21 protein-coding genes are annotated in these 21,255 nt (G+C 71.2%); 11 read left to right on the top strand and 10 right to left on the bottom strand.

The window, feature by feature from the left end; translation table 11 throughout:
* Nucleotides 1-66: 66 nt before the first annotated feature.
* Nucleotides 67-879: a TrmH family RNA methyltransferase gene (locus tag LR393_RS05915; RefSeq protein WP_231482164.1), complete on the bottom strand. Its 813-nt coding sequence runs from the start codon at nt 877-879 to the stop codon at nt 67-69.
* A 13-nt stretch (nt 880-892) separates the two neighbouring features.
* Nucleotides 893-2,473, bottom strand: coding sequence for a cryptochrome/photolyase family protein (locus tag LR393_RS05920; protein ID WP_407937290.1), 1,581 nt, complete (start codon nt 2,471-2,473; stop codon nt 893-895).
* 129 nt (nt 2,474-2,602) lie between these two features.
* On the opposite strand from LR393_RS05920, the gene LR393_RS36220 reads away from it, so the two are divergent.
* Complete coding sequence (locus LR393_RS36220) at nt 2,603-3,733, top strand: lytic transglycosylase domain-containing protein (protein WP_331282910.1); 1,131 nt, start codon at nt 2,603-2,605, stop codon at nt 3,731-3,733.
* A 3-nt stretch (nt 3,734-3,736) separates the two neighbouring features.
* Here LR393_RS36220 and LR393_RS05930 read toward each other — a convergent pair whose 3' ends face one another.
* The 3 genes from LR393_RS05930 to LR393_RS05940 are packed head-to-tail and all read right to left on the bottom strand — an operon-like array spanning nt 3,737 to nt 6,222.
* Entirely contained in the window at nt 3,737-4,867 is a 1,131-nt protein-coding gene (locus LR393_RS05930) for an SPFH domain-containing protein (protein ID WP_231482166.1), read from the bottom strand.
* 2 nt (nt 4,868-4,869) lie between these two features.
* A complete protein-coding gene (locus tag LR393_RS05935; RefSeq protein WP_231482167.1) occupies nt 4,870-5,337 on the bottom strand; it encodes an NfeD family protein in 468 nt (155 codons plus the stop codon).
* 45 nt (nt 5,338-5,382) lie between these two features.
* Nucleotides 5,383-6,222 carry an ABC transporter ATP-binding protein gene (locus LR393_RS05940; protein WP_407937291.1) on the bottom strand — a complete coding sequence of 280 codons (840 nt, stop codon included), beginning with the start codon at nt 6,220-6,222 and terminating at the stop codon, nt 5,383-5,385.
* 54 nt (nt 6,223-6,276) lie between these two features.
* Here LR393_RS05940 and LR393_RS05945 point away from each other — a divergent pair, with 54 nt between their 5' ends.
* On the top strand, nt 6,277-7,089 hold the full coding sequence (locus tag LR393_RS05945) for a hypothetical protein (protein WP_231482169.1): 813 nt from the start codon (nt 6,277-6,279) through the stop codon (nt 7,087-7,089).
* Nucleotides 7,090-7,235: 146 nt separating this feature from the next.
* Here LR393_RS05945 and glgA read toward each other — a convergent pair whose 3' ends face one another.
* Nucleotides 7,236-8,426, bottom strand: a complete 1,191-nt coding sequence (gene glgA, locus LR393_RS05950; protein WP_231482170.1) for a glycogen synthase — start codon at nt 8,424-8,426, stop codon at nt 7,236-7,238.
* A 47-nt stretch (nt 8,427-8,473) separates the two neighbouring features.
* Between glgA and glgC the strand changes: the two genes are divergently transcribed.
* The 3 genes from glgC to LR393_RS05965 all read left to right on the top strand — a co-directional run bounded on the left by glgC (nt 8,474) and on the right by LR393_RS05965 (nt 10,844).
* A complete protein-coding gene (gene glgC / locus LR393_RS05955; RefSeq protein WP_231482171.1) occupies nt 8,474-9,715 on the top strand; it encodes a glucose-1-phosphate adenylyltransferase in 1,242 nt (413 codons plus the stop codon).
* Nucleotides 9,716-9,757: 42 nt separating this feature from the next.
* Entirely contained in the window at nt 9,758-10,528 is a 771-nt protein-coding gene (locus LR393_RS05960; RefSeq protein WP_231482172.1) for an LLM class F420-dependent oxidoreductase, read from the top strand.
* A 151-nt stretch (nt 10,529-10,679) separates the two neighbouring features.
* Nucleotides 10,680-10,844 (top strand): hypothetical protein, encoded by a 165-nt coding sequence (locus LR393_RS05965; RefSeq protein ID WP_231482173.1) that lies wholly within the window; start codon nt 10,680-10,682, stop codon nt 10,842-10,844.
* Between the two features lie 369 nt (nt 10,845-11,213).
* Here the strand turns inward: LR393_RS05965 and LR393_RS05970 are convergent, their stop codons facing one another.
* Together LR393_RS05970 and LR393_RS05975 are read right to left on the bottom strand one after the other, a co-directional pair.
* On the bottom strand, nt 11,214-11,843 hold the full coding sequence (locus tag LR393_RS05970) for a class I SAM-dependent methyltransferase (protein WP_231482174.1): 630 nt from the start codon (nt 11,841-11,843) through the stop codon (nt 11,214-11,216).
* Nucleotides 11,840-12,790 (bottom strand): NAD(P)/FAD-dependent oxidoreductase, encoded by a 951-nt coding sequence (locus LR393_RS05975; protein ID WP_231482175.1) that lies wholly within the window; start codon nt 12,788-12,790, stop codon nt 11,840-11,842. Before LR393_RS05975 ends, LR393_RS05970 begins: the two co-directional genes overlap by 4 nt.
* Nucleotides 12,791-12,913: 123 nt before the next feature.
* Here LR393_RS05975 and LR393_RS05980 point away from each other — a divergent pair, with 123 nt between their 5' ends.
* The 3 genes from LR393_RS05980 (at nt 12,914) to LR393_RS05990 (ending at nt 15,462) form a co-directional block, all read left to right on the top strand.
* Nucleotides 12,914-13,525, top strand: a complete 612-nt coding sequence (locus tag LR393_RS05980; protein ID WP_231482176.1) for a helix-turn-helix domain-containing protein — start codon at nt 12,914-12,916, stop codon at nt 13,523-13,525.
* 96 nt (nt 13,526-13,621) lie between these two features.
* On the top strand, nt 13,622-14,905 hold the full coding sequence (gene serB, locus LR393_RS05985; protein WP_231482177.1) for a phosphoserine phosphatase SerB: 1,284 nt from the start codon (nt 13,622-13,624) through the stop codon (nt 14,903-14,905).
* Nucleotides 14,902-15,462 (top strand): SixA phosphatase family protein, encoded by a 561-nt coding sequence (locus LR393_RS05990; protein WP_231482178.1) that lies wholly within the window; start codon nt 14,902-14,904, stop codon nt 15,460-15,462. Before serB ends, LR393_RS05990 begins: the two co-directional genes overlap by 4 nt.
* Before the next feature lie 68 nt (nt 15,463-15,530).
* Here LR393_RS05990 and fabI read toward each other — a convergent pair whose 3' ends face one another.
* Both fabI and fabG read right to left on the bottom strand, forming a co-directional pair.
* A complete protein-coding gene (fabI, locus tag LR393_RS05995; protein ID WP_231482179.1) occupies nt 15,531-16,304 on the bottom strand; it encodes an enoyl-ACP reductase FabI in 774 nt (257 codons plus the stop codon).
* Nucleotides 16,305-16,376: 72 nt separating this feature from the next.
* Nucleotides 16,377-17,081: a 3-oxoacyl-[acyl-carrier-protein] reductase gene (gene fabG, locus LR393_RS06000; RefSeq protein WP_231482180.1), complete on the bottom strand. Its 705-nt coding sequence runs from the start codon at nt 17,079-17,081 to the stop codon at nt 16,377-16,379.
* A gap of 259 nt (nt 17,082-17,340) precedes the next feature.
* Between fabG and LR393_RS06005 the strand changes: the two genes are divergently transcribed.
* From LR393_RS06005 to LR393_RS06015, 3 genes are read left to right on the top strand one after another with little or no spacing between them, the layout of a single operon-like run.
* A complete protein-coding gene (locus tag LR393_RS06005; RefSeq protein WP_231482181.1) occupies nt 17,341-18,351 on the top strand; it encodes a quinone oxidoreductase family protein in 1,011 nt (336 codons plus the stop codon).
* Nucleotides 18,352-19,863, top strand: coding sequence for a TldD/PmbA family protein (locus tag LR393_RS06010; RefSeq protein ID WP_231482182.1), 1,512 nt, complete (start codon nt 18,352-18,354; stop codon nt 19,861-19,863).
* Nucleotides 19,860-21,254, top strand: a complete 1,395-nt coding sequence (locus LR393_RS06015; RefSeq protein ID WP_231482183.1) for a metallopeptidase TldD-related protein — start codon at nt 19,860-19,862, stop codon at nt 21,252-21,254. The genes LR393_RS06010 and LR393_RS06015 overlap by 4 nt, the downstream gene beginning before the upstream one ends.
* The last annotated feature ends 1 nt before the right edge of the window (nt 21,255 follow it).

Raw genomic sequence — 21,255 nt, forward strand, 5'->3', positions numbered from 1 at the left:
GAGAGCCGGGACGTGCATGGTCACGGGCAGACCCTCCCTACCGTGACCATGCACGATCCCGTCGGGCTACGGCACCCGCAGCGACCACATCGCGACGGCGGCCGCAGCCGCGACGTTCAGGGAGTCCACTCCCCCGGCCATCGGGATGGTGACGGTGCGGTCGGCGTGCTCGATCGTGACCGGGCTCAGCCCGTCACCCTCGGCGCCCAGCACCAGCGCCGCCTTCTCCGGGGCGCTCGCGACGAAGTCGTCCAGACTCACCGCGCTGGGGCTGAGAGCCAGCGCGGCCACCGTGAACCCGGCCTTCTGCAGCAGGTCGATGCCGCCGGGCCAGGGGTCGATCCGGGTCCAGGGCACCTGGAACACCGTGCCCATCGAGACCCGCACCGAGCGGCGGTAGAACGGGTCGGCGCAGCGCGGGGTGACCAGCACGGCGTCGGCGCCCAGCCCGGCCACCGACCGGAAGATCGCGCCGACGTTGGTGTGGTCGGTGATGTTCTCCAGAACGACGATGCGGCGGGCGTTCTCGATGACCTGCGCGACCGGCGGCAGTTGCGGGCGGTGCATCGCCGCGATCGCGCCCCGGTGCACGTGGAAGCCGGTGATCTTCTCGATCAGGTCGATCGGGCCGGTGAACACCGGCACGTCGGCCGCCAGCATGTCCGCGACCAGATCGTCGAGCGAGGAACGCCAGTTCTCGGCCAGCACCATCGAGCGCGGCCGGTGACCGGCCCGTAGCGCCCGGCGGATCACCTTCTCGCTCTCGGCCATGTACAGGCCGCCGGCCGGTTCGAGGCGGGTGCGCAGGACGACGTCGGTGAGGCTCACGTAGTCGGTGAGGCGTTCGTCGTTCGGGTCGTCGAGGTGGATCAGTGTCACGGTGCGCAGCTTATTAGGGCGCCTGGGCTCCCCGGTGACGCTCCTGCTCCAGCAGCGCCTCGAGATCCTTCAGCCGGCCCATCCCGGCGTAGGAGCGGCTCATCCGGTGGTTGTTCGCGAACTCGTCGCGGTTGCGCTCCAGGAACGCCCAGTACCCGGCGGTGAACGGGCAGGCGTTCTCACCCACCCGTTTCTTCGGGTCGTACCGGCACCCGCCGCAGTGGTTGCTCATCCGGTGGATGTAGGCGCCACCGGCCGCGTAGGGCTTGGTCATCATGGCGCCGCCGTCGGCGTGCAGGGCCATCCCGACCACGTTCGGCACCATCACCCAGTCGTAGCCGTCGACGAAGTTCCGGTGGAACCAGTCGGTCACCGCCACCGGGTCGTAACCCTGCTGCAGCGCCCAGTTCCCGAGAACCATCAGGCGCGGGATGTGGTGCGCCCACCCGTCCTGGCGCACCGAGGCCAGCGCGCTGGACAGGCACTTGGCCTCCACCTCGCCGTCCGGGTCGAGGTCGGCGAACCACCGGGGCAGCGTCGTGCGGGCCCTGAGCTGGTTGCGCCGCCGGTAGTCGTCGCCGAAATGCCAGTAGACGTGCCAGACGTAGTCCCGCCAGCCCACCACCTGCCGCACGAAACCCTCGGTACTCGCGAGCCCCGCGTCCCCGTCCTTCCAGGCCTGTTCGGCCCTTCTGGCCACCTCGACCGGATGCAGCAGGCCGAGATTCAGGGGCACGGAGAGCAGGGAGTGGGCCATCCAGCGGTCGTCCTGCAGGATGGCGTCCTCGTACGGGCCGAAGTCCTCCAGGCGCGTGGTCACGAACGACTCCAGCGCCTGCAGCGCCTCGTCCCGGGTGACGGCGAACCGGCGCGGCCCGTCGTCGCCGATGAACTCCACCCCCTCGGCGGCCCAGCGGTCGAGGTCGGCCCGCACCTCCTCGTCGATCGCGTCCTCCTGTGGCCACCACGGCTCGGGGACGCCGGTGGCCTCCCCGAGCGTGGCGGTGCGGGGAGGGGGTTCGCGGTTGTCCTGGTCGTAGTTCCACCGTCCGCCGACCGGTTCCCCATCGCCCTCCAGGAGCAGGCGGTGATGCTTGCGGACGTCCCGGTAGAAGTCTTCCATCACCAGCTTGCGCCCCTGCCGGCGCTCGGCCCACTGCCCGAACTGCTCCTCCCCGATCGCGAAACCGCGGGAGGGCAGCACCTCGATCGGCAGCTTCCCGACCAGGCGCCGGGCCGCGAACGTGGTGGGCGCGCAGACGCTGAGATTCTTCAGCGACCTCGGCAGCCCTTCCTGGTAGGTGTCGACCCGCCGCACCTGGGCCCGGTCCCCCAGCTCGGCCGCCCGGTGCCGCAGGGCCGACAGCACCAGATGAGCCTTGCGCCGATGAAAGCGCCGCCGCTCGAACACCCGCCGCGACTCGATCAGCAGCACCGGCTGCTCGTCGTCGTCCAGAAAATGCGGCCCCAGCTGATCCGCGAACAACCAGCGCCGTCCCGTCGTATTCCCCACACCGGCCACCCTGCCGCTACAGAGAGCAACCGCATCCCGAGACCGCCGGGACCCAGGTGGCCCCCAACCTTCCGTGATCATGCAAAACCTCCCCGGAGTTCTAGAACTCTCGCACCCACAGTTCTAGAACGCCGGGGAGGTTTTGCATGATCACGGAGAAAGGGGGGCGGCTCGTCAAGGCTCGCCCGGCCCGCGCCGATCCCTGGAGGTGTGTCTCGATCCCCGCTGCCCGTGACCGGCCGGTTGCTGCTGACCTTCGTCATCGCCGTCGGGGTGCTCGTCCCGGCGGCCGGGACGGCCCGGGCCGCCTCCGTGAACGCGACCGACGCCGAGCGCCGGGCGGCGCGGGCGCGGGTTCGGGTCGATCGGCTGGTGGATCAGTACGAGGAGGCGGAGAAGGCCGCGGCACGGCAGCTTTCGCGGGTTTCGCGGGCGTTCTCGGTGGCCGACGCGGCGAGCGCGGACGCGCAGCGGCTGGGGCGGCTGGAACGCCGGGCCACGGTGCGGCGGGCTCAGGACGTGCGGGCCGTCTACGCCGCCGGTGGGGCGGCGGGGCTGATGGCGACACTGTTGTCCGCGGACTCGCCCAGCGACGTGCTCTGGCGGCGCAGCACCAACGACCGGCTGCTGAAGAGCGTGCTCGACTCCGACCAGCAGGTCCTGCACGACAGCCGGGCGGTGGCGCGGCGGGCCACGCAGAAGGTGGCGCAGGCCGCTGCGGCGGCGGACGAACAGTCGGCGGCGATGGGCGAACTACGGCAGGACGCCGATCGGGCCCGGATCGCGCTCGCGAGGGCGCAGATGACGCTGGCCCGCCTGGATCGCCGGGCCCAGGAGGCCCGGGCGGCGCAGGAGGCCCGCGAGCGCATCGCACAGGCGCAGCGGGAGGCCCGGACCCGACGGCGCCGGGCCACGGGTGCTGTCACCGCGCTGGGGATCCCGGCCGAGTACCAGAGCGCGTACCAGGAGGCGGCGGGTACCTGTGCCGGGCTGCGCTGGACGCTGCTGGCGGCGGTGGGTCAGGTGGAGAGCGGGCACGGGCGCAACGTGGGGCCCTCGTCGGCGGGGGCGCAGGGGCCCATGCAGTTCATGCCGGCGACGTTCGCGGCCTACGGCGTGGACGGTGACCTGGACGGGGTGACGGACATCCAGGACCCCCAGGACGCGATCTTCTCGGCGGCGAAGTATCTGTGTGCCGGCGGGATCGGGCGGGGAACGGGAGACAGCGCGGCCCGGGACCGGGCCGCGCTGCTCACGTACAACCGGGCCGACTGGTACGTCGACCTGGTGCTCTCGGCCGAGCAGGCGATCATCGCCCGCGCGGCCGCGGTGGGCCAGTGACGACTACTGCGCCGGCGGGGTGCCGTAGTCGTCGTCGTTGCCCGGAATGGGCTGCGTGTACCCGGCCGGGCCGGTGGTGCCCGATGCCTTGCGGGCGTCGGCAGCGGCTTCGGCGGACGCCGAGGCGGCCTCCTGCCGGGCCCGCTCCAGGGCCTCGTTCGGGTCTTCCAGCGTGGTTTCGCTGAACGGGTTGTCGCCGACCTCGTTGTCCGGCGAGGAGTACCGGGCGGCCGAGGGGGCCGAGATCGTCGCGTCGTTGCCGCCGAGGGCACCGCTGATGCTGCTGAGCGCCTGGGTGAGCTCGGTCGGCACGATCCACATCTTGCTGGCCGTGCCGTTCGCGATCTGCGGCAGCATCTGCAGGTACTGGTAGGCCAGCAGCTTGGGGTCGGCGTCGCCGCGGTGGATGGCGTCGAACACCTGGAGGATGGCCCGGGACTCACCCTGGGCCTTCAGCACCGCGGCCTGGGCCTGGCCCTCGGCCCGCAGGATGGCGGACTGCTTGTCACCCTCGGCGGTGAGGATCTGCGACTGCTTCACGCCCTCCGCGTTCAGGATCGTCGCGCGCCGGTCCCGCTCGGCCCGCATCTGCTTCTCCATCGAGTCCTGCACCGAGGCCGGCGGGTCGATGGCCTTGAGCTCGACCCGGTTGACCCGGATGCCCCAGCGGCCCGTGGCGTCGTCGAGCACCCCGCGCAGCTGACCGTTGATCTGGTCGCGGCTGGTCAGGGTCTGCTCCAGGTCGAGCGAGCCGATCACGTTCCGCAGGGTGGTGACGGTGAGCTGCTCGATGCCCTGGATGTAGTTGTAGATCTCGTAGACGGCGGCCTTGGGGTCGGTCGGCTGGAAGTAGATGACCGTGTCGATGTTGACCACCAGGTTGTCCGAGGTGATCACCGGCTGCGGCGGGAACGAGACGACCTGCTCGCGCATGTCGACCACGGCCCGCGGCCGGTCGACGAACGGGACCAGGAAGTGCAGGCCCGGCTCCAGGGTGCGCGAGTAGCGGCCCAGCCGTTCGACGAGCACGGAGGTGGCCTGCGGGACGATCCGGACCGCTTTCGCGATCGTCGTCAGTACCAGCAGCACCACCAGTGCGAGGACGACGAGGAGCACGACATCACCTGGTTCCATGACTACAGCCTTCCTTCGGGAAGTTCGTGCGAGGGCGCCACCACGGCGGTGGCACCCTCGATCCTGATCACATACACGGGACTGTCGATCTCCAGGGACGGCCGGCCCGGGTCGACCCGGGCGGTCCAGGTCTCGCCGGAGAGCTTGACCAGACCGCTGGTCTCCGTCACCGGCTCGAGCACCCGCGCCTCGTTACCCACCAGCGCGGCCGTACCCGTGATCGTGCTCTCGCCCCGCGCGGCCCACGCCTTGAGCGGTGGACGCACGGCGAACAGCAAGGCGCCCGAGGCGATCGCGAAGACGATCACCTGGAGGGGGACCCCGGCGCCGAGGGCGTCGGACAGCGAGGCGGCGAGCGCCCCACCGGCCAGCATCAGGAAGAAGAAGTCGAGTGACGTGATCTCGATCAGGCCGAACACCACGGCCACACCGATCCAGATCAGCCAGGCGTGGTCTCCCCAGTTGTCCACTGTGCGTCCTCCCGTCTCGTGGAGGGCGGCATCAGCGCCCCTCCACTACTCCTGACGCAGCACTGCCGACCAGCGTTGCGCGTTGCGCCTGACATTCAGGGGAACGTCGAAGGTGGTGCTCAGGTTCTCGCCGGTGAGGGTCTCGTCGATCGGCCCGGCGACGACGGTCTTGCCGGCCTGCAGCATGAGGACGTGGGTGAACCCCGGCGGGATCTCCTCCACATGGTGGGTGACCAGCACCAGCACCGGCGACTTCTTGTCGCCGGCCAGCTCGGCCAGGTCGCGCACCAGGGTCTCGCGGCTGCCCAGGTCCAGGCCCGCGGCCGGCTCGTCGAGCAGCACCAGCTCCGGGTCGGTCATCAGGGAGCGGGCCAGCTGGACCCGCTTGCGCTCGCCCTCGCTCAGGGTGCCGAAGGTACGGTCGGCCAGGTGCCCCACACCGAACGCCGCGAGCAGGTCTTTCGCCCGGCCGTGGTCGAGGGTGTCGTACTCCTCGCGCCAGCGCCCGGAGATCGCGTAGGCGGCGGTCAGCACCACGTCGCGCACCAGCTCTTCGGCCGGAATACGTTCCGCCAGAGCGGCACTCGCCAGGCCGATGCGCGGGCGCAGCTCGAACACGTCGGTGCCGCCGAGGGTCTCGCCGAGGATCGTCGCGCTGCCCTTGGTGGGATGCATGCGCGCCGCGGCGACCTGGAGGAGCGTGGTCTTACCGGCGCCGTTGGGGCCCAGTACCACCCACCGCTCGCCTTCGCTGACCTCCCAGCTCACGTCGTCCAGGAGAGCGTTGCCGCCACGCATGATCGTGACGCCGTCCAGGTCCAGCACGTCGGCCATGAGCACGACCCTATGGCACTCGCGACCCGGCGCGCCGCCGGGTCCGGCCATCAGGACGATGATCACTTTTCCGTTGCCCGCCAGATGAAGCTTTAGGCTTGGTGGATGCTCCTGCTGCCACGGTCCGCCCGTCTCGCCGCCTGGGGCACGGCCGTGCTCGCGGACGGCGCGGACCCGGCCCAGGCCGTCCGCGCCGTCACCCGTGACGACGAACCGCACCAGGTCACGGCCGACTTCGAGGTCGCGGCCACGCTGGGCCTGCCGCCCGCGGGCAGCCTGCTCGACCTGCTCCTCAGCCTGCAACGGCACGGCACCCCCTCGCTGCACGTGGCCCTCCCCGCGCCCGGCGACCTGCTCGGGCTGCCGGGCCCGCCGGCGTTCAACGAGGCGGCCGTGGACACCGGTGAGGCGGTTCTCGCCGGCGACGGCGTCAACGACCCGGCCGGCCCGGCCATCGGGCTCACGGCCGAGATCACCGAATTCGGTTCGGTCTACGAGCCCGGCGCGATGGTGACGTGGAAGGCGCAGTCGGTGGGGCGCCGCCGGGTCACCGACATCGGCAGCGTCGCGGACGCCGACCGCGAGCTGCGCTCGGCCCTGACCGAGGCGGTCGAGGAACTGGCCCGGCTCGACGTGGCCCGCTGGCGCGACGACGCCGCCGACCGGGTCGCGGCCATCCGCGACGGCGGCCTGGAGACCGGCATGATCCCCCCGACCACGCCGAAACGCGTGGTGCAGGTGCTGTCCCGGGCCGCCCGGGTGCGCGCGATCGTCGAGCTGGCGAGCGAGGACGACGGCGCGGCGGTCACCCAGGCCGAGGCCCAGCGGCGCAGTCAGGCGCTACGCCGTCTCGACGCGGTCTCCCGCCGGGCGATGGTCGCGGCCGTCAACGGCATCAAGGAACCCGAGGACGACTAGGCGAGCACGGCCCCTGTCCTCGTTCGTGATCATGCCGACGTTCCCCGGGGAAGGTCGGCACGATCACGAACAGCGGGACCTCGAGCGCAGGATGGCCCGACAGTGCCGGCCGCCCACCCGCCGGGGGCACCTCCCGGGCTGGGATCTCAATTCACCGACAGCACCGAGCGGTAGACCTCGATCGTCGTCTCCGAGATGGCGTCCCAGGAGAAGTGGCTCTCGGCGCGCTGCCGGCCGGCGCGGCCCCAGGCCCGGGCCCGCTCCGGGTCGGCGCAGACCTCGGTCAGCGCCGCGGCCAGGTCGGCCACGAACTTCTCCGGATCCAGCGGGGTTCCGGTGCCGTCGTCGACCTGCTCGATCGGCACCAGCCGGCCGGTGACGCCGTCCTGCACGACCTCCGGGATACCGCCCGTGGCCGTGCCGACCACGGCCGCCTCACAGGCCATGGCCTCCAGGTTCACGATGCCCAGCGGCTCGTAGACCGACGGGCAGACGAACGCGGTGGCGGCGGAGAGCACGGTGCACAGCTCGTCGCGAGGCAGCATGCGCTGGATCCAGACCACGCCGTCGCGGGTCCGGCCCAGCTCCTCCACCAGCGAGGAGACCTCGGCCCTGATCTCCGGGGTGTCGGGGGCCCCGGCGCAGAGCACCAGCTGGATCTCCGGCGGCAGCAGGGCCGCGGCGCGCAGCAGGTAGGGCAGGCCCTTCTGCCGGGTGATGCGGCCGACGAAGACCACACTCGGCCGGGTGGGGTCGATACCCAGCGACCGCACGGTCGCCTCGTCCTCAATTCTCTTCCAGCCCGACAGGTCGATGCCGTTGTGCACGACCTTGACCTTGTCCGGGTCGACCGAGGGGTAGGACCGCAGGATGTCGTCACGCATGCCCGCGCTGACCGCGATCACCGCGGCCGCCGCCTCGTAGGCGGTCTTCTCGGCCCACGAGCTCAGCGCGTACCCGCCGCCGAGCTGCTCGGCCTTCCACGGCCGCAGCGGCTCCAGGCTGTGCGCGGTGAGCACGTGGGGCACGCCGTGCAGCAGGGAGGCCAGGTGCCCGGCGAGGTTGGCGTACCAGGTGTGGGAGTGCACCAGGTCGGCCCCGGCGCAGTCGGCGGCGATGGCCAGATCGACCCCGAAGGTGCGCAGGGCGGGGTTGGCCGCGGCCAGCGTGGCCGGCTCCGGATAGGCCGTCACCGACCGTTCGTCGCGTGGTTCGCCGAAGGTGCGGACCTCCACCTCGATCTGGCGGCGGAGCACCTCCACGAGATTCTGCACGTGAACACCCGCCCCTCCATAGACATCCGGCGGGTATTCACGGGAGAGAACGTCGACGCGCATGCTGCCCACCGTAGTGCGACAACGAGCCGACGCCATACAGTCAGCACATGGCGAATCCGAAGGTTCTGGCGATCGTTCTGGCCGGCGGGGAGGGCAAGCGGTTGATGCCACTGACGTTAGACCGCGCCAAACCCGCTGTTCCCTTCGGAGGCGTCTACCGTCTCGTCGATTTCGCGCTGAGCAATCTGGTCAATTCCGGGTACCTGCGAATCGTGGTGCTCACCCAGTACAAGAGCCACAGCCTCGACCGGCACATCGCGCAGGCCTGGCGGATGTCGACGCAGCTGGGCAACTACATCGCGCCGGTCCCGGCGCAGCAGCGGGTGGGCAAGCGCTGGTACCTGGGCAGCGCGGACGCGATCTTCCAGAGCCTCAACCTGGTGAACGACGAGAAGCCCGACATCGTCGTGGTGGTCGGCGCCGACCACGTGTACCGCATGGACTTCGCCGCGATGGTGCAGCAGCACATCGAGTCGGGCGCGGGCTGCACGGTCGCGGGGATCCGCACCCCCATCGAGGAGGCCAACCAGTTCGGTGTGATCAAGACCCACGACGAGGACCCGCGGCGCATCGAGGCGTTCCTGGAGAAGCCGGAGAATCCGGTCGGCCTGCCCGACTCCCCGAACGAGGTGCTCGCCTCGATGGGCAACTACGTGTTCGATGCCAAGGCCCTGATCGAGGCCGTGACCAGCGACTCCGACGACCCGGGCTCGCGGCACGACATGGGCGGCGACATCGTGCCCTACTTCGTCGGCCGGGGTGAGGCCGCGGTGTACGACTTCAAGGACAACGATGTGCGCGGCTCCACCGACCGCGACCGCCACTACTGGCGGGACGTCGGCACCATCGAGGCCTACTTCGAGGCCCAGATGGACCTGGTCTCCGTGCACCCGGTGTTCAACCTCTACAACTACGACTGGCCGCTGTACACCCACCAGGGCCCGTGGCCCCCGGCCAAGTTCGTGCACGGCTGGCAGGGCCGTATCGGGCACGCGGTGAACTCGATCGTCTCCCCCGGCACCGTGGTCTCGGGGGCGTTCGTGGAGAGCTCGGTGCTCTCGCCCAACGTGAACGTGCGCTCGTGGTCCACGGTCAGCGAGAGCGTGCTGATGGACGGCGTCGACATCGGCCGTCACGCCGTGGTGCGCCGCGCGATCCTCGACAAGAACGTGGTGGTGCCCGAGGGCGCCCGCATCGGCATGGACCCGGTGGCCGACCGCGAACGCGGTTTCGTGGTCACCGAGTCCGGCATCACGGTGGTCGGCAAGGGTCAGCGCGTCACCGTGTAATTACCCGTGCGAACGCGAATGGTCACGCCTAGAGTGCGATGCGTGACCATTCGCATCGGGGTACAGATTCAGCCGCAGCACGCGGACTACGCCGACATCCGCCGGGCGGTGGCGGAGGCCGAGGAGATCGGCGTCGACATCGCCTTCAACTGGGACCACTTCTTCCCGCTCTACGGTGAGGCCGACGGCAAGCACTTCGAGTGCTGGACCATGCTCGGCGCCTGGGCGGAGGCGACGTCGCGCATCGAGATCGGTGCGCTCGTCACCTGCAACAGCTACCGCAACGCCGACCTGCTGGCCGACATGGCCCGCACCGTGGACCACATCTCGAACGGCCGCCTGATCCTCGGGATCGGCGCGGGCTGGTTCGAGCGCGACTACGACGAGTACGGCTACGACTTCGGCACCGCGGGCACCCGTCTCGCCGACCTGGAGCAGGCCCTGGCGCGCATCGAGGCCCGCTGGCAGAAGGTGAACCCGGCGCCCACGCGCGACATCCCGATCCTGATCGGCGGGGGCGGCGAGAAGAAGACGCTGCGCTACACCGCGCGCCATGCCGACATCTGGCACACCTTCGGCGATGTCGAGGTGCTGAAGCGCAAGAGCGCGATCCTCGACGAGTGGTGCGACACCGAGGGCCGGCCCAGCTCCGCCGTCGAGCGCTCGATCGGCGTGGACAAGGCCCCCGACGAGGTCGGCGAGGAACTCGTCGCCGCGGGCGCCAACCTCTTCACCGTCGGGCTGAACGGGCCCGGCTACGACATGGGGCTGGTGCGCGAGTGGGTGGCCTTCCGCGATTCCCAGAAAGCTTGAGAACGCGGACGGGCCCCCTGGGCGGGTAGGTGTGGGGAGGGCCCTGGTGCGGGCCAGGGCCTTCCCCACGGCTGAGGTGAGTTCCCTCGTCCTCTCTTTCCGAACGGTCAGCACCGCCGTCCGGACCGGCCCGGCGTTGTCGACCTGACCGGTGAAGGTCACCGCGGTGTCCCGGGAGGGCCGGCTGGTGGCGGCGTTCATCGTCAGCGGGGTGGCACCGGCCGGGACGATGTACGGCCCCTGTGGATCGGCCGTGAACGCCGAGCTGGTCTGCACACTGACGTATACATGCCGCCCGAGGGGGCCGGGGCGCTGAAGGTGTATCCGAGGGTGGTCGGCCTACCACCCTTCACCGTGGACGCCCCCAGGGTGAACCCGGTGACCACGGGTGCGGGGGCCGACGGCGTGAGCTTGATGCTGTAGTGCCCGGCGTCACCCTGGATGGTGCGGGTACACCTCCTGGTCGAGGGTGATGACGAGGATCCGGCAGCGGCCCACGGTGAGCGGGGTGGTGATGCTGCGCCCGCTCGTGGAGGGACGCAGGAGTGCACGTCCACGGCCTCGGCCGTATCGGCCCGCCCCCCGGTGGCGGTGAACTCGAACCCGTCCTGGTCCCGCACGAAGGCCTTGCCGGGCAGGATGTCCCGGCTCCGGCAGATGGCCCTAGGACCTTCTGTCCGGCTTCCTAGGAGCGGCGCGCGCGGAACACCGTGTCGTGGATCGTGATGTCGCGGCCCTCGGGATCCTTCGCCGGACGCGGCCGGGCCTGGGACGTGATCACCTCCCAGCCGGTGAGGTCCAGGGCGGCGGCGATCTGCTCGGCCGTCCAGAAGGCGTCGGGCAGGTCGGGGCGGCCCATCGTCGTGGCCAGGTCGAGCGGGCTGTGCAGTACGACCAGCAACTGGCCGCCGGGGGCCACGGCCGAGGCCAGGCGGCGGAACGGGCCCGCCTCGGTGGGGTGCACGAAATGGCTCGTCACCAGGTCGTACTGGCCTCGCGGCGGCTGCCACGAGCGCAGGTCGGCGTGCACCCACTCGGTGCGGGTGGCGATGTCCTGCCCCAGCTCCGCGGCCCGGGCCTCGTTCTTCTCCAGCACCACCCGGGAGAAGTCGGCCCCCGTGACCCGCCAGCCCCGCGCCGCCAGCCAGAACACGTCGCCGCCCTCGCCGCAGCCGGCGTCCAGCGCCGAGCCCGGTTCCAGACCCTCGACCTCGGTCACCAGCTGCGGGTTGACGTTGCCGCTGAAGACCCGGTCGCTGCCGCGGTAGCGTTCCTCCCAGGCCGGGGCCTCGAACCAGACGTGGTGGTCGGTCATTTCGCTGCCTCCACGGCCCGGCCCGCGTCCTCGAGGATCAGGTCGTAGTTGATCTGCGAACCGGCCATCAGCCCGGCCCCGGCGGAGATGACGACCTGCGCGGCCATCGAGGCGACGTTGCCGGCCGCCCACACGCCGGGCACATTCGTCTTCCCGGTGGCGGGATCGGCCTGCACCGAGGTCCCCAGCACGGCGCCCTCCACCACCATCTCGGTGATCTCCAGGCCGAGGCCCTCAAGCCCGGCGACCCGGGCGCCGAAGCGCGGCGCGACGACCACGACCTCCCGCTCCACCACCTCGCCCGACGCCAGCCGCACCCCGGTGACCCCCTCGTCCTTCATCTCCACCGCGGCGACCTCTCCCTCGACCACCCGCACGCCGAGCGCGGCCAGCCGGCCGAGAGCATCGGCCCCGAGGTCGGGCACCGTGTGGGTGAACACCACCACGTCGTCCGAGAGCTGCCGGAACATCAGCGCCTGGTGCATCACCAGGGGAGTCGAGGCGAGCACCCCGATCGCCCGCCCCCGGTGCTCGTAACCGTGGCAGTAGGGACAGTGGATGACGTCCTTGCCCCAGCGCGCGGCCAGGCCCTCGACGGCGGGCAGCTCGTCGCGCAGACCGGTGGCCAGCAGGAGGCGGCGGGCCTGCACGCTCTCACCGCTCTCCAGGGTGACGACGAACCCGTCGCCGGCGGGCCGGGCATCGGTCACGACCCCGGGCACCACCTCTCCCCCATAGCCCTCGAGCTCCTGGCGCCCGTCGGCCACCAGGTCGAGCGGCGAGGTGCCCTCGCGGCCCAGGTAGTTGTGCATCGCCTCGGCCGGGGCGTTGCGCGGGTCGCCCGCGTCCACCACCAGCACCGATCGCAGCGACCGGGCCAGGGTGACGGCGCCGCTGAGACCCGCCGCCCCTCCACCGATGACCACGACGTCGTAGCTGTTCCTCATCGTTCCTCCTCGTCGGCCTGCTTCCTCCGAGAGTGCCTCCGGGATTCCGGTCTTGACAAACCTTGTTGCTGGAACGGCAAATGGACGCATGAAGAGAGTTCTAGAACGCCGGGGAGATTTTGCATGATCACGGACGAAGGGGAGGACGCGGGGTTCGAGGGGGTTCTTCATGCTGTCGGCCCGCGGTTGCGGCAGTTGAGGCAGGAGCGCGGGTCCACACTGGCCGAGCTCGCCGAGGAGACCGGGATCTCGGTGAGCACGCTGTCGCGGCTCGAGGCGGGTCAGCGGCGTCCCACCCTGGAACTTCTGCTGCCCCTGGCCCGGGCCCACCAGGTGGCGCTGGACGAGCTGGTCGACGCCCCGGCGACCGGCGACCCGCGCATCCGGCCGCGGCGTATCGAACGGCACGGCGCGGTCTACCTGCCGCTGAGCCGCCGGCCCGGCGGGCTCCAGGCCTACAAGATCATCTACCCGCCGCACTTCCCGGGCACCGCGCCCGGGCCCGACGACCAGCGCACTCACGAGGGCTACGACTGGATCTACGTGCTCAGCGGCCGGCTGCGGCTGGTGCTCGGCGAGCACGACTTCGTGCTGGAGGCCGGTGAGGTGGCCGAGTTCGACACCCGCACCCCGCACTGGATGGGAAATCCGGATCCCACGCCGACCGAGGTGCTGGGGCTGTTCGGCCCACAGGGTGAGCGTCTGCACGTGCGGGCCCGGCCCCGGCCGGCGTGAACAGGCGTGAGCACGGCGCCGTCCGAGGGCTATTGGGATGAATCCCTCAGCCCGGGAATGGTCTCGTTCCGGCAACGCTCGACTAGCCTCAGGGCCGTGACCACGCAGCCGGATGCTCCGGCCCCGACGACCTCCCTGCCCTCCGACGGCTCCCCCACCGTGCTGTTCACCCTCACCGGCCCCGACCGGCCGGGCGTGACGACCGCCGTATTCCAGGCCCTGACCCGTTCCGGGGTCGAGGTTCTCGACGTGGAGCAGGTGGTGGTGCGCGGCCATCTGTCCCTCGCCGTCCTGGTGACGGCCGGCGACGACGAGGCCGGCACGATCTCCGCCGTGCGGGTGGTCGGTGGTGAGCTCGGGCTGACGGTGACGGGTCTGCCGGGCACCGGTGACAACTCCAAGCGGCGCCGCAACCGGCTGGCCGTGACCATGCTCGGCGCGCCGCTGCTGCCCTCGGCCGTGGCCGGGGTCGCGGGCCGGATCGCCGAGCACGGGGCGAACATCGACCGCATCCGGCGCATCTCCCGCTTCCCGGTCACCTCGATCGAGATGGACGTGTCCGGTGGTGACGGTGAGGTGCTGCGCCGCGAGCTGACCGCCGAGGCGATGGCCCACGGGGCCGACCTCGCCGTCTGCCCGGCCGGCCTGGCCCGGCGCGGCCGTCGCCTGGTGGTGATGGACGTCGACTCCACGCTGATCCAGGACGAGGTGATCGAGCTGCTCGCGGGCCACGCCGGCCCGGAGGTGGAGAAGCAGGTCGCCCACGTCACCGAGCGGGCCATGCGCGGTGAGCTGGACTTCGCGCAGAGCCTGCACGAGCGCGTCGCCTGCCTGGCCGGACTGCCCGAGAGCGTGCTGGACGACGTCTACCGGTCGGTGCGCCTGACCCGCGGCGCCCGCACGCTCACCCGCACCCTGCACCGTCTGGGCTTCACGCTCGGCGTGGTCTCGGGCGGGTTCATCGAGGTGGTGGCGCCCCTGGCCCGCGACCTCGGCATCCATCACGTGGCCGCCAACCGGCTGGAGGTCGTCGACGGGCACCTCACCGGCCGGGTCGTGGGAGCGGTGGTCGACCGTGCCGCCAAGGCCGCCTCGCTGCGCCGGTTCGCCGAGCTGGAGGGCCTGGAGCTGTCGCGCACGGTCGCGATCGGCGACGGCGCGAACGACCTGGACATGCTGGCCACCGCCGGTCTGGGGATCGCGTTCTGCGCCAAGCCGGTGGTCCGCGAGCAGGCCGACACCTCGGTGAGCGTGCCCTACCTCGACGCCGTGCTGTACCTGCTCGGGATTCCTCGATCCGAGATCGAGGACGCCGACGAAGATCTTGCCCCGGCGCTCCCGGGCGAGGCCGAAGCACCGACCGGAGGGAACCGATCATGAGCACCGGACCGACCCGCAGGCTGATCCTGATCCGGCACGCGAAGGCGGAGCAGGCGACGCCCGGCCAGGAGGACGTGGACCGTCCGCTGGCCCCGCGCGGCCTGCTCGACGCCGTGGTGGGTGGTCAGGAGCTGGCGGTCGTCGCGGTACCCGACCTGGTGCTCTGCTCCCCCGCCCGGCGCACCCGGCAGACCTGGCGCACCGTGCTCGAGGGCCTCTCGGGAGAACTCGCGGAACCGGCGCACCCCGAGGTGAAGTACCCGCACGGCCTGTACGAGGCCGGGGTGTTCGACCTGGTCGAGACCGTGCGCAAGGCCGGGGGCCAGGCATCGGTCGTGGTGGTGGTCGGGCACGAGCCGACCATGTCCGAGGCCACGCTGTCCCTGGCCGGCGCCGGGTCCGACCCCGACGCCGTGCAGCACGTCAAGGCCGGCTTCCCGACCGCGGGCATCGCGGTGCTGGCGGTCGAGCGGGAGTGGGCCGACCTGGCGCCCGGTGACGGGCGGCTGGAGAAGTTCGTGGTGCCCCGGGCCGAGGGTGGCGGCTCGATCGGCTGAGAAGCCTTCAGAGACAAAAATTGAGGACGATGTGGGCGCCGCCCACATCGTCCTCCCTTCGGATGCGATCAGACGTTGCCGGCCATCGCCTGGAAACCGCCGTCCACGTAAACGATCGTGCCCGTGGTCGCCGGGAACCAGTCGGACAGCAGCGCCACGCACGCCTTGGCGGTGGGCTCCGCGTTACGCACGTCCCAGCCCAGCGGGGCGCGGGTCTGGAACAGCTCGTCGAAGGCCTCGAAGCTCGGGATCGCCTTCGCGGCCGTGGTGCGCAGCGGGCCGGCCGCCACGATGTTGCTACGGATGCCCTGGGGGCCCAGGTCCCGGGCCACGTAGCGCGACGTCGACTCCAGCGCGGCCTTGGCCACACCCATCCAGTCGTAGGTCGGCCAGGCGATGCGCGCGTCGAGGGTCAGGCCGACGACCGCACCACCCTTCTTCAGCAGCGGCAGCGCGGCCACGGCCAGCGACTTGTAGCTGAAGGCCGAGATCTGCAGCGCCGTGGCGACGTCTTCCCACTCGGTGTTGAGGAAATTGCCCCCCATCGCGCTCTGCGGCGCGAAACCGATGGAGTGCAGCACGCCGTCCAGGCTGTCGACGTGCTCACGCACCCGGTCGGGCAGCGCGGCCAGGTCTTCGGTGCTGGTGACGTCGAGCTCGATCACCGGCGGGGTCTCCGGCAGGCGCTTGGCGATGGCCTGCGTGAGCTTCATCTGCCGGCCGAAGGAGCTCAGCACGACCTGCGCGCCCTCCTCCTGGGCAACCCTCGCCGCGTGGAAAGCGATGGACGTGTCCATCAGCACACCCGTCACGAGCAGCTTCTTGCCCTCGAGCAGTCCCATTCGTGCAGTCCCTTTCACTTCGCGGAAAACGCCCGCGGCCCTCGCGGCCGCGGGCGAGAAATCATCTGAGGGTCAGTGACCCATGCCGATGCCACCGTCGACGGGGATGACCGCGCCGGTGATGTAGGCGGCCGAGTCGGAGGCGAGGAAGCGCACGGTGGCGGCGATCTCGTCGACGTTGCCGAACCGGCCGGCCGGGATCCGGCTCAGGTACTCGTTCCGCACCTTCTCCGGCAGCGACGCGGTCATGTCGGTGTCGATGAACCCCGGCGCCACCACGTTGGTGGTGATGCCCCGCCCACCGATCTCCCGGGTGATCGCGCGGGCCATGCCGACCAGGCCGGACTTGGTGGCCGCGTAGTTCACCTGACCCGGTGACCCCATCAGGCCGACGACGCTGCCGACCAGGATGATCCGGCCCCGGCGGGCCTTGATCATCGACTTGCTGACGGCCCGCACGCACCGGAACGTCCCACCCAGATTGGTGTCGACGACCGAGTCCCAGTCGTCGTCGCTCATCCGCATGAGCAGGGTGTCGCGGGTGACACCCGCGTTCGCCACGAGCACCTCGATCGGGCCCTGGTCGGCCTCGACCTGGGCCACCGCGTTCTTCACCGACTCGGCGTCGGTGATCTCGCAGATCACGCCCTTCAGGCCGGCCGGCGGCTCGCCGCTGCGGTGGGTCACGGTGACGGCGTCGCCGTCCTCCGCCATCGCCCGGGCGATCGCCAGTCCGATCCCTCGGTTACCACCAGTCACCAGCACACTGCGAGCCACGATCACCCTTCCGTTGTTGACAAAAGCTGTCGTTCCGTTTCGGTTCGTACCGATCCACAGTGATCCGGTCACGGTCCGCGCTTGCGGCGCGCCGACCGGCCGGCGACGAACGGAATCCGGTGAGTGACGTTATCCGACTCCGGAACAGCCCCGCACCAGCGCACCCAGGGCAAAGATCGACCCGGAAATCTGTCGGAACCGTACAAGTGCCCGGTGCCAGGGGTCTGTCCCGGCCGGGGAAAAGGAGTAGGTTCACGCCGTGCGAGCTGTGCAGATTACCGAGTTCGGCGGTCCCGAGGTACTCAGGGTGACCGACCTCGACGAACCCACGCCCGGTACGGGCGAACTGCTGGTCGAGGTCGACTCGGCCGGGGTGAACTACGCCGACACCCACCAGGCCGAAGACTCCTACCTGGTCCGGCAGACCCTGCCGTTCGTGCCGGGCAGCGAGGTGGTGGGCCGCGTCGTCGCCGGTGAGGGCCTCCCGATCGGCAGCCGCGTGCTGGGGCTGACCTCCGGCGGAGGCGGCTACGCCGAGCGCGTCGTGGTGGCCTCGTCGCTGGCCTTCCCGCTGAAAGACGATCTGACCGACGCCCAGGCCCTGGCCCTGCTGGTGCACGGCACCACGGCCTGGCACCTGCTGCGGCGCAGCGCCGAGCTGCGCGGGGGCGAGACCGTCGTGATCCACGCCGCGGCCGGCGGCGTCGGCACCATGGCCGTGCAGCTGGCCCGGGCCTGGGGGGCGGGGCGCATCGTCGCCACCGCCTCGGGCCCGGCCAAGTGCGAGCTGGCGCGCTCGCTCGGCGCCCACGTGGCCCTGGACATCTCGACCACGACCACGCCCGACGAGGTGCGCGACGCGCTGCTGGCCGCGAACGACGGCCAGGGCGCCGACGTGGTGCTGGAGATGACCGGTGGGCACGTCTTCGACGGTTCCCTGGCCGCCCTGCGCCCGCTGGGGCGGATCGCGGTGTTCGGGCTCGCCTCCAAGGTCGACCCGGCGCCGGTGCGCGTGCAGAAGCTGATGCGCAGGTCGCTCACGCTGACCGGTTTCTGGCTGCCCCACGCCGTGGCCCAGCCCGGCCTGCTGGCCGGGGCGCTGGAGGAGATGCGCTCGATGGTGCGGGCCGGCGTGCTCAGCCCGGTGCTGGGTGGCAGTTATCCCCTTGCCGAGGCCGCCCGAGCGCACGAGGATCTTCGCAGCCGCCGCAGCACCGGAAAGCTGGTGCTCGACGTGTCCGGAAAAGGGATCACTGACAAGGAGTCCTGAATGACGGCGCAGATCGACGCCGACTTCCTCGCCCTCCCCCTGGACTCCCTGGCCGACGCGGCGCTGCAGCACGCCCGCAGCGCCGGGGCCGGCCTGCTGCAGCATGCCGACCTGCGGGTCCAGCGCATGCGCAGCGGGTCGATGCAGGTGCGCGACGCCCGGCTGTCGTCCAGCTCCGACGCGGTGGTCGCCGGCCTGGCCGTGCGGGTGCTGCTCGACGGGGTCTGGGGTTTCGCCGCCACCGACGAGCTCACCCCGGCCGCCGCCGTGGCGACCGCGGAGCGGGCGCTGGAGGTGGCCCGGATCTCGCGACCCCTGGTCGCCGAGCGGGTCGAGCTGGCCCCCGAGCCGGTGCACGCCGGCGCCACCTGGGTCTCCCCCTACACGACCGACCCGTTCGCGGTGCCCGTGGCCGAACGGGCCCGGCACCTGGCCGGCTGGTCGGGCACGCTGCTGGGCGCCGACGGCGTCGACCACTGCGACGTCACGCTGAACCTGGCCAAGGAACAGAAGTTCTACGCCGACCTGGCCGGGACGGTCACCCGGCAGCAGCGGGTGCTGATCGAGCCGGAGATCACCGTGGTGGCGATCTCCGGGTCCGGTCCGGAGTCGATGCGGTCGCTCGCCCCGCCGGTGGCCCGCGGCTGGGAGTACCTGCTCGGTGAGGGCTGGGACTTCGCGGCCGAGATCGACCGGCTGCCGGAGTATCTCGCCGAGCGGACGAAGGCGCCCACGGTGACGGCGGGCGACTACGACCTGGTGATCGACCCCACCAACCTGTGGCTCACCATCCACGAGTCGGTCGGTCACGCGACCGAGCTCGACCGTTCCCTCGGCTACGAGGCGGCCTACGCCGGAACCAGTTTCGCCCGCCTGGAGGGAGTCGGCTCGTTCCGCTACGGCAGCGACCTGATGAACGTCACGGCCGACCGCACCACGCCGCACGGCGGGGCCACCATCGGTTTCGACGACGAGGGCGTGGCCACCCGCTCGTGGGACCTGGTCTCCGGCGGCGTGCTGGCCGGTTTCCAGCTCGACCGGGCGATGGCCGCCCGCTGTGGTTTCGAGGTGTCCAACGGCTGTGCCTACGCCGACTCGGCGCTCAGCGTGCCGGTGCAGCGGATGGCGAACGTCAGCCTGGCGAGCGGTGCCCCGGACACCTCGACCGCCGACCTGATCTCCGGTGTCGACGACGGCCTCTACGTGGTCGGCGACAAGTCCTGGTCGATCGACATGCAGCGCTACAACTTCCAGTTCACCGCCCAGCGGTTCTACCGGATCCGGGGCGGGAAGCTGGCCGGGCAGGTGAAAGACGCGGCCTACCAGGGCTCCACCCCGAGCTTCTGGGGTTCCCTGAAGGGCCTGGGCGGACCGTCCACCCACTACCTGGGTGGGGCCTCGAACTGCGGCAAGGCCCAGCCCGGGCAGTCCGCCTGGGTCAGTCACGGCGCCCCGGCCACACTTTTCGAGCAGGTCAAGGTACTCAACACGCGCAGCGAGGGGGGCCGATGAGCACGTCGTCGGAGTTCGTCGAGATCGCCCTCGGTGAAATTACCCGGGCCGGTGCCGATCTGGGTGCCGCCGTGCTGGTGTCGCAGGCCAGTACGGCCAACCTGCGCTGGGCGCTGAGCGGTCTGACCACCAACGGCCTGACCTCCGCCCGCACCGTCACCGTCATCGTCGGCGCACCCGTCGCCGGGGGCACCGGCGCGGGCGTGCTGAGCCGTCAGGGCCTGGACGCCGACGGCGTGCGGGCGCTCGTCGCCGACACCGTGGCCCTGGCCCGCGACGCCGAACCGGCCGAAGACGCCGCACCTTTCGTGACCGGCGCGGAACTGCCCGGGTTCGCCGACCCGGGGGCCGAGACCGGCGCGTCCACCCTGGCCGGGGTCGCCGAGGCGCTCGGTGAGGTGTTCGGCCGCTCTCGCGCGCAGGAGCGCGAGTCGTTCGGCTTCGCCCTGCACGAGGTGGTCACCACCTGGCTGGGCACGACCGGGGGCCTGCGCTACCGGCACGAGCAGCCGCGCGGCACCATCGAGCTGACCGGGAAGGCCGGGGCCAGAAGCCGTTCCGCCTACATGGCGGGCGCCACCCGCGATTTCAGCGACGTCGACGTACTGGCGATGGACGACGAGATCGCCACCCGTCTGCGCTGGCAGGAACGCCCGATCACGCTGAAGCCGGGCCGGTACACCACGGTGCTGCCGCCGACCTCGGTCGCCGACCTGATGATCTACTTCTTGTGGTCGGCCGACGCCCGTACCGCGCACGAGGGCCGCAGCGTTTTCTCGCGCACCGGCGGCGGCACGCGGGTCGGCGAGAAGATCACCAGCAGCCCGGTGAGCCTGCTCAGCGACCCGTTCCACGCCGGACTGGGCTGCGCCGACCGGGTTCTGACCACCTCGTCGTCCCCGATGGCCTCGGTGTTCGACAACGGCCTGGCCTCCCCCTCCGCCACCTGGCTGGACTCCGGCACGATCAGCAACCTGCCCACCACCCGGCACACCGCCGGCCTGACCGGGCTGCCCCTGGCCCCCGCGGCCGACAACCTGGTGCTGACGGGCGCGGACGGTACCGGCAGCACGATGGACCTGCTGGCCGGGGTGGACCACGGCCTGCTGCTGAGCTCGATGTGGTACATCCGCGAGGTCGACCCGCAGACCCTGCTGCTGACCGGCCTCACCCGGGACGGGGTCTACGTGGTGGAGAACGGCGAGGTGGTCGGCGCCACCAGCAATTTCCGCTACAACGAGAGCCCGGTGGACCTGCTGTCGCGGATCGACGCCTACGGCGCGACCGAGGTGTGCCTGAGTCGGGAGTGGGGCGAGTGGTTCACCCGCACCGCCATGCCGGCGCTGCGGATCCAGGACTTCAACATGAGCACGGTGGCCGAGGGCGCCTGAC

Origin of the sequence: Kineosporia mesophila, from assembly GCF_021129235.1 — a bacterium.
GTDB classification, from domain to species: Bacteria; Actinomycetota; Actinomycetes; order Actinomycetales; family Kineosporiaceae; genus Kineosporia; species Kineosporia mesophila.

Excerpts from the sequence above, each read along its gene's own strand:
- LR393_RS05920 (WP_407937290.1), bottom strand. The coding sequence starts at position 2,473 with ATGATCACGGAAGGTTGGGGGCCACCTGGGTCCCGGCGGTCTCGGGAT.
- LR393_RS05930 (WP_231482166.1), bottom strand. The coding sequence starts at position 4,867 with ATGGAACCAGGTGATGTCGTGCTCCTCGTCGTCCTCGCACTGGTGGTG.
- LR393_RS05940 (WP_407937291.1), bottom strand. The coding sequence starts at position 6,222 with ATGGCCGGACCCGGCGGCGCGCCGGGTCGCGAGTGCCATAGGGTCGTG.
- LR393_RS05945 (WP_231482169.1), top strand. The coding sequence starts at position 6,277 with ATGCTCCTGCTGCCACGGTCCGCCCGTCTCGCCGCCTGGGGCACGGCC.
- glgA (WP_231482170.1), bottom strand. The coding sequence starts at position 8,426 with ATGCGCGTCGACGTTCTCTCCCGTGAATACCCGCCGGATGTCTATGGA.
- glgC (WP_231482171.1), top strand. The coding sequence starts at position 8,474 with ATGGCGAATCCGAAGGTTCTGGCGATCGTTCTGGCCGGCGGGGAGGGC.
- LR393_RS05970 (WP_231482174.1), bottom strand. The coding sequence starts at position 11,843 with ATGACCGACCACCACGTCTGGTTCGAGGCCCCGGCCTGGGAGGAACGC.
- LR393_RS05975 (WP_231482175.1), bottom strand. The coding sequence starts at position 12,790 with ATGAGGAACAGCTACGACGTCGTGGTCATCGGTGGAGGGGCGGCGGGT.
- LR393_RS05980 (WP_231482176.1), top strand. The coding sequence starts at position 12,914 with ATGATCACGGACGAAGGGGAGGACGCGGGGTTCGAGGGGGTTCTTCAT.
- LR393_RS05990 (WP_231482178.1), top strand. The coding sequence starts at position 14,902 with ATGAGCACCGGACCGACCCGCAGGCTGATCCTGATCCGGCACGCGAAG.
- fabI (WP_231482179.1), bottom strand. The coding sequence starts at position 16,304 with ATGGGACTGCTCGAGGGCAAGAAGCTGCTCGTGACGGGTGTGCTGATG.
- LR393_RS06010 (WP_231482182.1), top strand. The coding sequence starts at position 18,352 with ATGACGGCGCAGATCGACGCCGACTTCCTCGCCCTCCCCCTGGACTCC.
- LR393_RS06015 (WP_231482183.1), top strand. The coding sequence starts at position 19,860 with ATGAGCACGTCGTCGGAGTTCGTCGAGATCGCCCTCGGTGAAATTACC.